The 16,482-nt window shown below is 47.2% G+C and carries 9 protein-coding genes; 1 reads left to right on the top strand and 8 read right to left on the bottom strand.

Features of this window, described 5'->3' with window-relative positions:
* Positions 1-14: 14 nt before the first annotated feature.
* From HI950_RS22955 to HI950_RS22940, 4 genes are all read right to left on the bottom strand, one after another.
* Positions 15-932: a carbohydrate ABC transporter permease gene (locus HI950_RS22955; protein ID WP_169087564.1), complete on the bottom strand. Its 918-nt coding sequence runs from the start codon at positions 930-932 to the stop codon at positions 15-17.
* 16 nt (positions 933-948) lie between these two features.
* Positions 949-1,869, bottom strand: a complete 921-nt coding sequence (locus HI950_RS22950; protein ID WP_169087562.1) for an ABC transporter permease — start codon at positions 1,867-1,869, stop codon at positions 949-951.
* A 164-nt stretch (positions 1,870-2,033) separates the two neighbouring features.
* Positions 2,034-3,608, bottom strand: a complete 1,575-nt coding sequence (locus HI950_RS22945; protein ID WP_169087560.1) for a response regulator — start codon at positions 3,606-3,608, stop codon at positions 2,034-2,036.
* A 32-nt stretch (positions 3,609-3,640) separates the two neighbouring features.
* Positions 3,641-5,395, bottom strand: coding sequence for a sensor histidine kinase (locus HI950_RS22940; RefSeq protein WP_169087558.1), 1,755 nt, complete (start codon positions 5,393-5,395; stop codon positions 3,641-3,643).
* Between the two features lie 477 nt (positions 5,396-5,872).
* Between HI950_RS22940 and HI950_RS22935 the strand changes: the two genes are divergently transcribed.
* Positions 5,873-6,367: a glutathione peroxidase gene (locus HI950_RS22935; protein WP_169087556.1), complete on the top strand. Its 495-nt coding sequence runs from the start codon at positions 5,873-5,875 to the stop codon at positions 6,365-6,367.
* A gap of 309 nt (positions 6,368-6,676) precedes the next feature.
* Here the strand turns inward: HI950_RS22935 and HI950_RS22930 are convergent, their stop codons facing one another.
* The 4 genes from HI950_RS22930 to HI950_RS22915 form a co-directional block, all read right to left on the bottom strand.
* Positions 6,677-6,817, bottom strand: a complete 141-nt coding sequence (locus HI950_RS22930) for a hypothetical protein (protein WP_169087554.1) — start codon at positions 6,815-6,817, stop codon at positions 6,677-6,679.
* A gap of 119 nt (positions 6,818-6,936) precedes the next feature.
* A complete protein-coding gene (locus tag HI950_RS22925; RefSeq protein ID WP_169087552.1) occupies positions 6,937-7,458 on the bottom strand; it encodes a tubby C-terminal domain-like protein in 522 nt (173 codons plus the stop codon).
* 530 nt (positions 7,459-7,988) lie between these two features.
* Entirely contained in the window at positions 7,989-14,252 is a 6,264-nt protein-coding gene (locus HI950_RS22920; protein WP_169087550.1) for an S-layer homology domain-containing protein, read from the bottom strand.
* Between the two features lie 245 nt (positions 14,253-14,497).
* Complete coding sequence (locus HI950_RS22915; protein WP_169087548.1) at positions 14,498-16,405, bottom strand: alpha/beta hydrolase family protein; 1,908 nt, start codon at positions 16,403-16,405, stop codon at positions 14,498-14,500.
* Positions 16,406-16,482: the final 77 nt, after the last annotated feature.

The raw sequence follows: 16,482 nt of genomic DNA, 5'->3' as shown, positions 1-16,482 counted from the left end.
AAGTTTCCTTGGAATCATCCTTTAACAGCGCCAATCGTCAAGCCTTTAACAAAGTATTTCTGAATAAACGGATACGCAACTAGTATCGGACCGCTTGCGACAACGGTCATCGCCATCTTCAAGCCTTCAGTAGGCAGCACGTTTGTAACGACTGCGCCTGAGCCCATCATCGCCTTGCGCATGCCATCCATATTGCCGAGCATTTTGTATAGGTAGTATTGGAGCGGCATCAGCTTTTCGTCCGAGACAAAAAGCAAGGCGTTGTACCAGTCGTTCCAATAACCGAGGGCAAGAAATAATCCAATTGTTGCGAGTGCAGGCTTCGAGAGCGGAAGAATCAGACGTAGGAAAATGTGAAAGTCGCCTGCACCGTCTATTTTAGCCGATTCTACAATCGCTTCTGGGATATTGCTCATAAACGATTTCATAACAATCATATAAAACACGTTCAGCACCAGCGGAATAATCAATGCCAGAATCGTATCCTTCATGTGCAAGTAATTGACCATCAGAAGGTACCACGGCACAAGGCCGCCGCTGAACAATGTGGTAAAGAAGAAGAAGAATGAAAATTGATTACGCCATTTGAAATCTCTTCTGGACAAGCAATACGCAGTCATCGCTGTCAAAAATAATCCGATAACGGTTCCGATCGCGGTAACAGTCAGTGTCACCGAGTATGCCCGTATAATTTGCTCGGGATATTGAAACAAAATTTTATAGGGTTCGAATGAAAATGCACTCGGGAAAAATTGATACCCTTCTGTAACAATCGTACTTTCTTCGGACAGTGACGAAGATAAGATTAGAATAAAAGGCAGGATACATAGAGCAGCCAGGACAGTTAAAGATATATAGCCGATAACGGAAAGCAATAGGCGATCCCGTTGTAATGATCTTACTGGTTTCACTTCAAACTCAGTTCCACTCATATCATATTACCTCCCATTAGAATAAGGCCCGATCTTTGTCATACCTGCGAACTGAGTAGTTCACGAGCATGATGGCTGTAAATCCAAGAACGGATTGGAAAACTCCTGCTGCGGCCGACATGCCAATATCATTCGAGGTAATCAGTGACCGGAATACGAATGTGTCGATTACGTCGGTGGATGAGAATAGAACACCATTGTTGCCGATCATATTATAGAACATTCCGAAATCGCCTCTAAAAATATTGCCTACCGCGAGCAGCACTAGAATGATAACAGTTGGATACAGGTTTGGAACCGTCACTTTCAGGATACGCTGGAACACATTCGCTCCGTCGATCTCAGCTGCTTCATACATTTCCGTATCGATGCTCGTAATTGCTGCCAGATACATGACCGTACCATAACCAAGCATCTTCCAAGCGGACACAATCGTCAAAATATATGGCCAATAAGCTGGTGTATTATAGATGTCGATTGGCTCCATGCCGATTCCTCTAAGCAGGGAATTGACGGTACCAATATCGAAATTCAATAAATTATAAGCAATTGCGCCTACAACGACCCATGAAATGAAATAGGGTAGAAACAGAATGGATTGCGTAATTTTACGGAACCATTTGCCCCCAACCTCAAACAATAGAATCGCGGTAAAAATTTGCAAGACGTTATTTACGATTATAAACGCGATATTATAGAGCGCCGTATTTCTCGTAATTCTCCAAGCGTCCCCCGATTCAAAGAAAAACCGGAAATTATCCAGCCCGTTCCACGCGCTTCCAAAAATACCGCCGGCATAATCATAATGCTTGAACGCAATGATTATTCCTGCCATCGGTACATAAGCAAACAGCAGGAAAAACAAAACAGCGGGCGTTAGCATCAGCAGAATCGTGCGGTATTTGAACAAATCATTTATAAATCCGTGTCGTTTCATATGTGCTCCCTCTCTCATCTCTTGTCTACGTTTATTATAAAAAATAGAAGAGAGCTGCATAATTAGGTTGATCAACTAAAACCAATACTAATTCAACGATTGGCTGTATAAGAGCAAAGCAACTGCCCGGTCATGAGCAGACCGGGCAGTTGCTTATTCATGCTTTAAATTTTATGCTGCTTGCGATATTCTCCAGGCGACATGCCTGTGGACAGCTTGAATTGCCGGTTGAAATACACAATATTTTTGTATCCGGCAAGCTCTGCGATCTCATACACCTTTCTAGTCGGATCCTTCAACAATTCACATACACGCTTCATCCGCAGATCGATAAGGAAATCGGTAAATAACGTATTCGTTTCAGCCTTGAAGAGCTGTCCTAAGTAGTTGGGCGTGAAGTCGAAATGCGAAGCCACCTCATTTAGCGTGATCTTCTGGTCGAGCCTTTGCTCGACGAATCGTGTAATCTCATCAATAAGCTTGCGTTTCTGCCGCTGCTTCTTCAAATACAGCCGTTCAGACAATTCGAAGAATCGTCTTCGCAGCCAGGATAAAATATCATGCACCGTTTCAAATTGAAACAGAATAAAGGGCTGATGCGATTCCCATTTCAAAATTTCATACAAATGCTCGTTCATTTGCTGAAGATCAGCATGAAGCTTGGAAGTAATACGAATGATAAGATCATAGATGTCGCTTTTCTGAGTTAGGGGCTGATCCCCATTAAACAGATCAAGCAAGCAATCGTCGATCGTAGTTAGGTCGTATTCGAGCATCGCTTGCAGCATCCGGTTAACCGTCTCCTCCAAATTCAAAGCCATTGCTTGCTTGGGAGACCAAGCCGAAGCATCCTGTATGAGCCTGTTTTTGCCAAACACCCATTTGATGCTTAGCGCGGCTTGGGCTTGTCGATAGGAGTCATGCAGTTGATTTATCTCCGACGTATATTTACCCGTGCCAATCGTAATAGAGTAGGAAAATTCTTTGTAGAATGCTTCAATCAATTGTTCTAGCATTGCCTTTATATGTTCTTCCTGAATCGTTGTCAGCAGCACGAAATGGTCGTTGTAGCTCGCCATTAATGTTCCCAAGCTTTTCGCTTTCACAAATTCTCGGATGAAGTGGGTGATGCTTGCGATTAACAGCCGCCGTTCCTCTTCCGTCATTTGATTGATTTTCCAGGCTAAATCATCTACTTCGATAATAGCGACTGCGGCTCCACTTTGGAGGATGGGAGCAAGAAAACGGTGAAGATGCTCCTCAACCTGTCCTGATGTAGGCTCCTTAAACCACCGCAGCAGCAGCTCCTGATGCACGAGGCTCAGTGTATCCGAAAGGGAAGAGCGCTGCTTCCATTCCTCCTCGATTTTGTTGTACATAAGATCCAGCATATCATGCAGTTCACGATCCTCCACAGGTTTAAGAAGGTAGCCGGAAGCGTTCAATTGAATCGCTTCTTTAGCATAGCTGAAGTCCTGATGACCGCTTATAAAAACGATATGAACCTGCGGGTTGATCCCCTTCGCTTTACGTGCGAATTCCATGCCGGACATAATCGGCATTCGTATATCGGAGAGAATAAGATCAACCGGGTGCTGCTCCATAAGCTGAAGCGCTTCGAAGCCGCTTACCGCCGTTCTCACATTCTGATGCTGCACCGCCTTGTTGCTCACAACACGCCGCCGAAGCCATTCCAAATCAATTGATTCATCATCAACCAGTAAGATGCTCATCTCCATAATCTTCTGCTCCTCTCATCGTTGCCCTGAGATCAGGCGTTGATATCGCCATCTTCCTTTATTTCTGAATTAGCCATTGGAAGAATAATTTGCACGGTCGTTCCTCCTCCGTAATGGCTTCCGATGCGAATGCCGAAGTCGTTACCGTACCGGAGCTTAATCCTCTCCTCAACGTTTTTGAGTCCGTACTTATCCGATTGGTTGTCCGGCTGCAGCGTATTCGATTGCATTTTCCTAAGGGTATCCGGCCTCATTCCGATACCGTTATCGATGACTTTTAGCTCAATATGGTCGCCCAGCCGTTTCCCGGTAATTCGAATGGCAATTGATTTGCCGAACCACGAATGCTTGAATATATTCTCGACAAACGGCTGCAGAATCAGCTTAATGATCGGCGTATGCAGAATGTCAGGCTCAATATCGAAATAGACCTTGAAAGTGTCTGCATACTTGACACGCTGAATATCGAGATAGGCTTCAATCTGTTCAAGCTCCTTCTCCAATGAGATATAGACATTGCCGCCATTTAAGGTGAGCCGGTAAAACTTGGACAAGCCTTGAACCATTTGCGTGACCTTCTGAACCTCACCGAGATTGGCAAGACTGCCTATTGTAGACAAGGTATTATATAAAAAATGAGGACTGATCTGTGCCTGAAGCACATCAAGCTCGGCCTGTTTCTTCTGAATGCCTTGCACATACTCATTTTTGATCAATTCCTGAATGCTGGTGGCCATCTGGTTAAACGAATCGGCAATATGGACAAATTCGTCATTGCCTGTGAACACGATCCGCTTATGAAAGTTTCCTTCCTGAAAGGAACGGACCAGCGTGACGATTCGCTTCATTTTTTTGCCGGAGAGCCTTGCAACGATAAAGCCGATAAAAGCCATGACCAAAAAGCTAATCATACAGACGGTGCCGATCACCCTTTGCATTCTGCTGGCATCTTTGTTCAAATAAGCATGGGGTACAAGAGATTCGATAATGAAAGGTGTTCCGCTAATTTGTTCTTTGATGCTGAGCTCGTTGCTTTGCTTCGAATGCGTGTCTGTCGATCCTCGGGTGTATAGGGTAGCGCCTGTCGTCGTATCGACTAACCGCAAGCTGATGCCTTGATCAATCGGAAACGTATCGAAGTTGCCAAAAAGCTCGTCGAACCTTGCTGTAACGCGGATATAGCCAATCACAGACGCCATGCCGCTGGAGGAAACCAGCTTGCGGAAATGAGAAATATGATCCAGCTTCTTGTCTGTATCAAGTTGAAGCCACAGATTATCCTGATTCATGGCTTGAATCGATTTGAACCAATCCGTGTTTTGGATGCTGCTTGCAGGAAAGACGTAATAGTCCCTTCTGGTAATCTCCTTCTCCATATTGTCGCCGGGAACATCGTACATTTTTTCATTCACGGTGTAGAGGACGAGACGGATGTTGTTGCCGTATAGCTGAAGAGGTGCTTTCATTTGAGGAATGATGTCATCTCTCATTTTGAGCATTACCTCAAGAGGGTCTCCCTTATTCTGAAGCGCGTTTTGAAAGGTAAGGCTGGTGAACAAGGTGCTCGACATTCGGTTGATTTCATCCATTTGATATTCGATATTGTTGCGTGTCTGCTTCATAGCTGTCCGAATATTCGTTTCCGCCATCTCTGTTCGGGACTGAATGAGCATCGTGTACGAAATATACCCAATGAGCAAGTCAGTCATCAGAACAAGCAGGAGGTAAGGGATCATCATTTTGTAGGTGAACGGGATATACAGCCTTCCTAGTCTGAAGCGGCGCATGGGTCTTCCTCTCTCGGGGCAAATTTATTTTTATTAAATATACAGGATTAAAAAGCTTAAGTATATTGGTAAATAAGCAGATATCGTTCCATCCGTCTGTTTCTGTGGACATAAGTCCTATCCTTCAAGCGTCATTCTGTGGGCGCCTGTGGGCGTCTTTATTACCTTACAGGGTGTCGCCAAATCGCCTAGCATCCAGGAAGAATCCCTCCATCTGCCGCTTGTTACAAAAACCATTGAATCGTTAATGAGGCAGAGGCGCTTAAAACTCCATAAAGATGCATATTCATGATTACAATCCTCACAGATAGCAGTGGGGACTAAAAAAAGATGACTCCCGTTCAGTAAAGGAATCATCTCTTACGTGTGCCCCTCTTTTTTTGTTTGGACATCTTTTAAATTAAATTGACAGCATTATATAAATTGTTTACAATTAAATTAAGTGAAATTAAAATCGGTTATTGGAGGTTATCCCCTATGTCCATATACAATATTGATGTGAATACGATCAAAGGCGAGCAACAGACTCTCGCTCCCTACAAAGGGAAAGTGATGCTAATCGTGAATACAGCGACCAAGTGCGGCTTCGCGACGCAGTTCAAAGGTCTTCAAAAGCTTCATGATACGTATAGCAAGCAAGGCTTCGCCGTTCTAGGCTTCCCTTCCTCCCAGTTCGCAAATCAAGAGCTAAGCGATGACAGCAAAGTGGCTGAAGCTTGCGAAATCAACTTCGGCGTGTCCTTTCCGCTGTACGCGAAAATCGATGTGAACGGCAGCACCGCTCACCCGCTTTTCCAACACCTCACAAACGAAGCTCGCGGCTTCCTCGGCTCCAAATCGATCAAGTGGAACTTTACAAAATTTCTAGTCGATCAGAACGGAAAAGTATTGAAGCGCTTCGGGTCGAAGGATACGCCTGAGCAAATCGAGAAGCATATCCAGAAGCTGGTTAGAGTTCCTACGCACGCTTAAAGCTCGGATGCAGACGTTCTACATTTAGGAGAGAACCTGTAGAAGTATTGTTTGGGGAAAACGCATGGTACTAAGGGGAACCCGCTAGAACTCCATTTAAACAAACGAGCCTTAGATGCGAATCTAGGGCTCGTTTGTTTTCCTTATCGTGCCGGGAGAGCATTGCTTGGAGCCGATTTTTTTATGACTGTGGCTGCATCGCACCCCCGCCTCAATCCCTATGGCTGGCTGCATTAAGATTAACAGGAAAAGCTCTGGTTATTTCAGCTAATTTTAGGCTGAAATGAATGTTAGCAGGATTTTCTCCTGTTAATCTTCTATTTTTTTGCCTAAATGAAGTAAAAGCACCTTTTTAACTGGATTTTTTTCAGCTAAATGGCCCATTTTCCCTCTCGCGTGAAAATGAGATGGACCTTTTCCTGTTATTTCTGTTCCACCCTTGGAAGCCATTCTGTGACTCGTTTACTTCGTATATTTTATGCTCAAAAAAGTTTTTTAGCGTTCTCATCCTTAGGATTTTCTTTTGTATTATCATCCTGGATAGATAAACAATATCAAACGTGAATCAGCTAGTTTTTCAAGTTAAATACATAGTATAATGACGCAATTTCGTAAATATCAAATCGAGAATCGAAAATTTTAATTGTATGACGATTGGATTTCGGCGGTATCCAGCCTTCAGGATGAATCTCGGCAACCACAATTTGATCAACGAAAAATCGAGTGACCTTATCCGTAAAATCCTTTTTGATCCAAACGGCAAGAGTACCCTTCTCATAATAAAACTGCGGATTTGTTCTAATTTTAGTCCGATTCTCGCATATGAAATTTTCCTCCTGCAATTTGACTTGCCATTTTTCCTTAATCCATGTTTTTATAGTGTTTATTTCTTTAATATCCGCCTGAATTTCCCCTTCTAGGTTAAAAGCCTGGACATTATTCACTACATTATCGAAAAGAACATTCATTAACTTTTGTATTTTGCTGGAGTGATACCTTTTCATTGTTCCTACAGCTTGGCTAGTTTCATCGTTAATAACCACCGTAGCGGTGCTTATCCGTAGAAGAGGTAGAATCGCTTTATAGATCATCTTGACTCCTTTTTTAATGACTTAGAACGAGGAACAAATTTGTTGGGGATATAGACCTCTAAACAAGCCGCTAAATAGTAAGTTTTTGAGTAGATAGATAATACGCACTGACAATTCCATAAATCCAAGCAATCGGATATAGGATTACCCCAACAATGACAGCCATTAGCAATATAGAAATGAACTCTATAAAAATAATGATTATTCCTTTTTTCACATAGCCCAACTATAAGTGACCTAAACCTGGTTAAATCATAGAAAGTAAAATGGCCAACCATGGCTTCTTCACTCGAATTCACCGCCTATCTCCGACATATACCATCAAAATATTTAATTATTACAAGTTTTTCTTTTATATTGGTTTTTTTCATTTTTATACATATAAGCAACTGTTTCAGGTCAATAACCTACCAAGTTAGATGCGGCTTTCTTAGATAGCGCACATGCTGGACGCACAAAAAAAAGCGCACAGGACTCGTAGTCCTGTACGCTTCTTAGCGGGCTTATTCATTCTGTCGCTTATCCATTCTTTATTTAATAAAAAGCTTATCGAGCATACGGCTAACGATGACAGCGCTTTGCGCTCTAGTTGCTGAGCCGTTTGGATCGAACTGTCCTTCCTCCACGCCGAGCAGGATGCCCTGCGCCGTCATCTCTCGGACTGCTTCCTGCGCCCAATCCTCGATGAGATTCGCATCATGGAACGAAATTCCCGGAACCGCTGCTCCAGCAGGCACATAGTCAGCGAACTTCATCGCTCGATAAATGAAAACAGCCATCTCTTCGCGAGAAACCACTTGATGCGGACGGTAGGAATGATCGTCATAGCCGGTTACAATTCCCGCTTCTACTGCAGCATTCACATAGGGGCGATACCAACCGTTAGAGCTCACGTCTCCGAAATCAGTCTCTGCTGAATGAGCTTGATCCAAGCCGAGCGCCCTTACGATCAACGCCACAAATTCAGAGCGAGTGATCGCTTGTTCCGGCCGGAATTCCTCTATAGCTGCGCCTTGCACGATAAATTTATTGGCCATTCGCTCAATCTCCCGCTTAGCCCAATGCTTCTGAATGTCATCGAATGAGACATCCTTCTCCAGCAGCATATACGTACTATTCGTACGGCTGTAAATCGTTGCCTCCAGCCCGACAACCGTAAACGGAATAGGCTCGTATATAAGCTTGCCATTCTCTCCAACAGACACTCGAACGGCAGCAAGCTTTCCTTCATCCGCTTCATGCGAGAGATGAACCGTTCTAGGTACATACAGGCTGAATTGATTGATTTCCATCGATTTATGGTCTGCCGTCGTTACCATTAATGTGAAGTCGATGGCTCCGAGCACCCTTTGTCCTTCTTGGGTCGCTTGGTCCGCCCTTTCGACACTGCTCTGTAACGTAATCGCAAAGCTTAATAGATCCTGAGATGTGTCCAGACTCTCGGCCCAATCGGACAGCTTTAGCTCCTTGACAGGCAGATCATACGTGCCTAACTGTGTAGTGATGCGCAATATCGCTGCCTTATCATTCTTAACGAGCTGCTGCAAAGCCTTGCTATTAAGAGAGACCGATATTTGGTCAGGCTTGGCAGAGGCAGGCGTGTCGATGACCAGCGGAACGACGCCATTTTGAATCGATAGCATAATCTGGCCTAGCGCACTCTCGTCTACTTGTGCCGTTGCAGCTAGCTTGCCGTTCACCGTGCTCACTTGAGCGGTCAGCTTGCTGCCGCTGCTGACTACATCGTTGCTGTTATTCATGCCCCCGCTATTCCCGTCTTGAACTGAGGCAGCCGCTCGGTTTAGATGCAGCGCGTATGTTTTCTTCGCGCCGTTCTCTGCCGTTACTTCAAGCTGAATAACGGATTCACCCGCCTGCAGCCCCGTTACGGGGTAAGTGCCGCCGGTTATTGGCGCTCCATTCACTCGTACGGCTGCCGATGCATCTGCCGTGCTGAACGCAATATTCAAGCTCGTTACAGCATGATCCAGATTCACGGTATAGGCTGTTAAATCGGATGCGAACGACGGACTAAGCGATCCCGCGCTTACCGACAGGCTGCTGAGATCAGCGTTGGAATCCAGTGCTTCTTCCAGCGCGTCAACTCCCTCGGCAATCAGGTAGTTCGTCCCGAGGTTATCCCACACATTTCCCCTAAGAGCAATCTCTGTGCCCGCTTTAAGATGAATGCCGTTTGTATTGCCTATCACTTTGTTTCTTAACAGCTTTATTTGATGGGGATCGCCTTCGCCGTCATTACCCGCGTTCTGATCACCGAAGTCATGCTCCAATATAATCCCCCAATAATTCGGAGCCGTATTGTTGCGGACGATATTATCCCGGATGATTGTCCTTGGCCCGTTCATGACCATGATCCCAGTGGCTCCCTCCATTTCCTTCGTCTCCTCGATTATGTTGCGCTCGATCACCGTATCTGGCGTACCCATATGAACCTTGATTCCTTCCCGGGCATTCCGGATTGTATTATCGTGGATATAGTTGCCGGGACCCGACTTGCTATGGTTGCTTGGCGCCGTTCCTCCGGTATTGCCAAGAGCGATCCCCGCTCCAGTCTCAATATTGGTAATGAGATTGCCGTGAATTTCGTTCAAATATTCCCATTCGCCATGAAGATCGATAGCATCCAGCTTGCTAAGGTCAAACCGATTATTCCGAACAACGTTATTGTGGGCAACAAATTGTATAAGCACTCCATGCCTAAGGTACGGGCCTTCAAAGGTCGAGTCCTCTACAAGATTCCAAATCGTATCGTTTGGAAAACCTAGCCGATCCACCTTCGCAACCCCTTGGATGGAAACGCCATAGCCTGCGCCTCCCCCGCCTACATCCGTTGCATTGCGGAAGGTGCTGCCCCGCACGACGATGTCATGGCTGCTGTCGATCCGAACGCCCATGCGGACATACTTCTCCACTGTAACGTGATCGATTGTAATGTTGTAGGATGGATTTTCACCAAAATTCGATATGACGATCTGGTTGTCCGGTCCGCCTGCCGACGGATTATTCGTCTGATGATCGGTCGAATATTGGCCGTTCCAGGTCGATGTTAAGGTCAGGCCCGAGATGACTATATCATGTACGTTTGACGCTTTCAGGACGACGCTGTTCTTCACTTGGTTGAGTGATGTACGCAGTATCGTACCAGCTTCACTCTCTCCCCGGAAGTTAACTTCCGATTTCAAAATCAAATTCGTGAAGCCGTCCGGCGAGGTATTCAAATTGTAGACACCGTGAGGCAGGAACACTTCGTCTCCCGCTCCGGCCGCATCAATCGCAGCTTGAATCGCAAGTCGGTCATCACTCCCGTTATCCGCCGGATCGGCGCCAAAATCCAGCACACTCCATACCTTACCCGTTGTCGCATGCGGAGTATGAACCTGATGTTCTGCGCCACCCGCTTCTCTCATGCCCGGCTGGGTAAACGGAACGGCATCATCTGGGCGGCTTGGCTCCTTGTTCGGAATGACAGCTACCGGCGTATCTCCATTTTCAAATGGCGGATACATCTGAATCTCCGTTAAGCTCGTAAATAGGGAGCCATCCGAGTTGCCATTCCCTGTTATTCGTACGAATCTTGCTTCTGCGTCGGCAAAATCAAAAGCCTGCATTTGAATCGTTTTTCCGCTGCTTGCAGCAGCATGTCTAGGCGTCCACGTTATTCCGTCTGTCGACGTAGCAATTTCGATTTGCGTCGATCGAACGTCCCCTTTATAGAAGGCGATGCCGATGTAACCCACCTGCTTCAATGCACCCAAGTCGAATTGGATCCACTGCCCTGCTCCAGGGGCCGACCACCTCGTATATAGATTGTTATCAACCGCGTTGTATTCCGGATTGCCGTCGCTCCCGCTTGCCGTTACCCCTGCAACAGGAATTGGCGAGATCGGCTCCGCCAGCGTCGTTCTGCTGAGGACGAGCGGCGCGCCGTGATGCCCTGCAACGTCCACTGCTTCTACGGTGAACTTATAAGCCGTCGCTGAAGTCAATCCCTCCGCTTTATACTGCGTTCCCTGAACTGTACCTAGATGGATGTTGTCACGATATACGATATAATGCGAGACAACCGTATTATCCGTTGCAGCCGGCCAGCGCAAATCAACAAAATCCGTGCCTATATTGGCAGCCGATAAGCTGCTGTTTATAGGCCACGCCGGCGGCTCCATATCGTTCGAATAATCGACTACCTGTTCCACAACAAGCTTCGGCTTCGGATTGCTGCTGCTTGTCGTTTCCTTCGTGTATAGGTTTAAAGAAACACCTGTATTTCCTGCGTCTCCTACCATAAACGCGACTTTCCCATTCGGCAGTCGGCTTCTAACGTAATCGGTCACATCCACCTCATACAGCTGGGTCGTGCTGGCGTTAACGGTAAATTTCCCGAGCACCGATGATGGGATTAAGCTTTTAGCCGGAGCATTGTTCCAAGTCAACTCCGTTTCAGACCAGCTCACATCATCAAGTCCATACAAAGATAGTTCCACATCGGAGCCGGAGGAGCCGCGTTTTGCAGAAATATTAAGCGTGTATTTGTAATCAGGAGAGGCTGCCTCTGCGACATCGTATTTGAAGTACACATATCTCTGCCTGTCATTGCTCGTGGCAACACTAAACAATCCCGCAGTTCCTCCTGTTCGGTCATTGTAGTTAACGTCCGCATTAAGGCTGTCGATTGCCGCATCATCTACCGGGAGCAAGCTGGCGATTTCAGTGACCACCTCTTTTGGCGGATTAGGCTCAAGCCCCGGCTTGTAGAGGATAGGATCGCCTGCACGAACAGGCCGGTTCTTCACATGCTCATCCAAAAACGCCCATGCTTCGGCGTCCGCGGTCGTCTTCGCCTCTCCTACAAAGCCATGTCCTTGACCTTCTACGAGTTTAAAATCGATGATCGGCACATGAGCCGATCTCAGCTGCGCATATAATTTTTCGCTGTCTTGATACGGAATCGTAAGATCCGCTTTCCCGTGCCTGATCCAAAAAGGCGGATCATCAGGAGAAGCATACGTTCCCGGCATCGCTAGACGCGCTGCATCCGGTACGGTGAATGCCTTATTCCCGCCTAGCAGCTTAGTCACGGAGCTGTAATTATTCGCGAATTCAGTCGTAAAGTCGGCAGGCCCGAACCAATCAACTACAGCCTGAACGCGGGTGGAGTATTCGGGATATCCTCCCGCCCCTTCCAAGTCGGGAACATGGACCCTGCTTCCATTATCAAGCGTAATTTGCTCACTAGAAGACAAATCCGCTGTTGTTCCTAGAAGCGACGCCAAATGTCCGCCTGCCGACGAGCCCCATATCCCGATTCGGCTTGGATCGATATTATATTTGTCCGCGTTCGCTCTCAGGTAACGAATAGCTAATTTCACGTCCTGAATTTGAGCAGGGAACGGTGCCTCAGGAGTGAGGCGGTAGCTAAGCGAAACCCCAATGTAGTCGCGATTTTTTACATAATTGCTTATCGTAGACAGCGCGCTCTTGCGATCTCCATGATTCCATCCGCCCCCATGAATATAGATCAAGACGGGCATAGGAGCGGCACTAGCGACCTCCGGCACAGCAATGGACGTATACAGCTTCCGGTCACCCGCCATGCCGATCTCTACGTCTTCATGCATAATGACTCCAGCCGGCGGCACAAAAGGCGGCGTTTCTACAGGATCAGGCATCGGTACTGGCGTGGGAACCGGTTCAATGCCTTCGATACGCTGCCCGGAGATGACCACGCTGTCGATGTACATATTTGCGTTCATCGCATCACCTACCCTAAATCGAAACTTAACATTTGGATTGTTGTTGGCGCTGCTGTCGAGGGTCCAGGTTTTTTTGGTGTTTTCCTGCTTGCCTTGCTTATTCGGATCTGGTGGCAGCTTAAATTCCTCAAGCACATTCCAGGTTGTGCCGCCGTTTCCCGACCATTCTGCCATGATGCTTCCGGAGCCATAGGACGAGGCTGTCGTGTAATAGCTCAGTGTTAGATTACCGTACCCTGTCGCAATTAACGGCAGGGCCATGGAATCCCTGCTGTCGATCTTGACCCTGTTTGGCGTCGATGGGGCTGAGGAGGAAACCGATGTTTTGGCCTCGCTTCTGTCGCCCTCTTGCAGCCAAGGATGCGGAACAACAACGCCCCCCTCCGAGCCGAAATTGTCCGGATCGTCAAACGTTTCAGAATAGATCTCCATGGTCGGACCCGTCGGCTCAGGTTGCTCGTTTGGCTCCGTAATGACATGACCGATCATTTCGATATCGTCGATATAGACAGCGTTAGTGCCGGAATCATTTGAGACGAACCGGATGCGAAGATCATCAAGCCGCTCCGCTGGCGGCGGCAGCTCATACTGCTTCAGCGTAAAGCTTCCCTTCGAGGCTTGAATAACATCCAGGCTCTCCCACTGCGTTCCGCCATCAACCGAGTATTCCACCGTCAGGCTTCCCGCATAGTTGCTGCCGGTCTTGTAATAATAGCTAAAGGAAATATCCTCATATACAGACGTACTAACCGATACACGAAGTGCATCGGTTTGATCGAGCTTCACGCTTGCCAGCCCCGATCTTAATGCAGAATTCGAAATACCGGCGGCACTTCCGTCTCCTTCCTGAGTCCAATTTGCAAAGGGACTCTCGGATTCAAAGCCGTCGCTAAAGATCATATGTGCAACTCTCTCAGCAGCAGATACATGTTCAGAAAATGAAGGAAGCAAGCCCGATACTCCAACCAGTAAGCTCAAGACCATACAAGTCGCCTTTATCCATAGCGAATGCTTCTTGCTCATGATAGGAATTCTCCCCTTTCCTTTTTCGCGCTTTTTAAAATCAATCAATTTAGTAAGCGCTTCCAAACAAATATATCACTGCAGCCTTCCCGTAGGTGAGTGTGTAGCTTTAGGGGTCATTGTGTTTTTTTTGCCTATGTTGACCTGATCATACAAAGAGGCAGCCCCTATAGGTCTAGGACCTTTAGAGGCTGCCTCTTATTTAGCATAATTCGTATTGGGAAGCAAAAGGGATACGGCTTTTGTTAAGCAGACGCATTCTTTTCTTTGCTTACGGATTTGCCGCTTCTCCGAAACAACACAGCTGCCACGAAAAGGGCTGATAGAGCGAATATGACAATCGCTGTCGTGTTCGAAGCTGGCTGACCGGCGAATTGAATGGCTTGCCCTGCGACGATATACCAAGTGATTAAGAGTGTATTGGCGAACGCGCCAGCATAGATCGTACCGGTTTTGCGGAAGAAGTATGTCGATACCAGCGCCATGACGATGTTTACCGGAACGAACTGAAAGGCTACAATGCCAAGCAGCGCTTGCGATTTCCAGAAGATTTCTTCTGTCGTGAACATCGTGACGTATTGGATGAGAATGAGGATGATGATGCCAACGGTATTGATCATCGCATTTGAAAGAAACCATTTCCATGCTGTTTTGGTTTCCGTGCTGCTCTCCCGCAGCCTGAATTGGCCATGCAGCAGCAGCCCATTAGCAAGGAAGAATGCGAGGAACGGAAGGGCATATTTCAGCATTAGGAACAGCTGGTCTACGCTCATGACCTTCAGCCCCATAACCCATATCCTGAAATCGATGTGGAACAACGCACCTGCCGCAGCAGTCGTTACATACACGCTTCCAACAGAGAGAATGGCAAGCGCCAGAGCTCTGCCCGTCGCTCCGATATCCATTCCGAAGGAACCTGCTTGATTGGTCACGCCGTAGTGGCGTAATGAAGCTCCCAGCTTTTGATTCATGAATCGATGCCACAGCCCAAACAAGATGACGGTGATCGCCGCATTGAAGAGAATCCAGATCACGAAGCCATTCGTGAGCGATTGCGACCAGAAACCGCCTGCCGGCATCCACTTGCTGCCCCATTCTTGAAATTTGAAGAAGGTCAGTGCAGGAATCGCCGTGGCGATCAATGCGCCGAGCATCCAGCCTGCTCCCGGACGAACGCCATGCGGCTCAGGCAAAGGCTGGGTTATTTTGCGGAAATAGCTCGTTCTCAGCAAATTTCCCGCTACGGAAAACAGCAGCATAAATGCGCCGATCAACGCGAGCAATGTGCCATATTCCTTCATGCGCCAGGTTTGATCGCTGTGATCAACAGGATTTGGAGCAGGCATCGCTTGTTGAAGGAAATCGACAGCGTTCCCCACTGCCGCAGTCGACCAATGGTCAGCGGGATGAATGACATTGGGGATATAAAGCATGCGTGCCGATTTATTTTCAAAGGAGCCATACAGCTTGCCTGGAACTACAGCTTCTGTCGTACCGAACACTTTCTTCAGCTTGTCGGTACCTACGATTTGGGATGCCTTCGGCACTTCCCACATAAGCGGGGCAAACTCATCGTATTTGCTGAACACAATCGCATAATTGAATGGCGTTTCCGCAGTCACCTCACCGGAGCCGAATGTCTCGGTTGAAGAGCCTTCTTGAATAAGGGTATGCACCCACTCCGGCTTCGCGGTTGCTGCAGCCAGCAGTGACCAGCCGCCCATGGAGTGGCCTTCCAAAGCAATCTTCTCTTTATCGACGAAGGCTAAATTTCTTAGGTAGCTCAGACCAGCCAGCGAACCCCTCATGGTTGGGTCAAGCGGAGATTGCTTGGAATAGCCATGGCCCTCCATATCCATGGAAAGCACCACGTAGCCTCTGCGCGCAAATTCAATGTTGAAAGGGTCCTGAACTTCACGGGAGTTAATGTATCCGTGCATTGTAAGCACGGCGGGATGTGCCTTGTTCGGATCCATGTCTGAAGGTGTATAGAGCAAGCCGCTTAGCCTATTGCCACCATCACCTACAAACCTCACGTCCGACACATTCACCTTGCCGCCGCTTGTTTGCACATTGCTCGCAATCAAACTGCCGATAAGCACAACCACAAGCGCGACAATAATCGAGATAGGCCTAGAGAAGAAATGTTTCATCCTAATAACGACCTCCCATTGGTTTGTGGGGACCAAAAAAAGATTCACATCAAAAGCAAACCCAAATTAGGATAAGC

Origin of the sequence: Paenibacillus sp. PL91 (genome assembly GCF_012935325.2) — a bacterium.
In the GTDB taxonomy this organism is placed as follows: Bacteria; Bacillota; Bacilli; order Paenibacillales; family Paenibacillaceae; genus Pristimantibacillus.
Note: the sequence above shows the minus strand (reverse complement) of the source record. Positions and strands in the feature narration are given on the sequence as shown.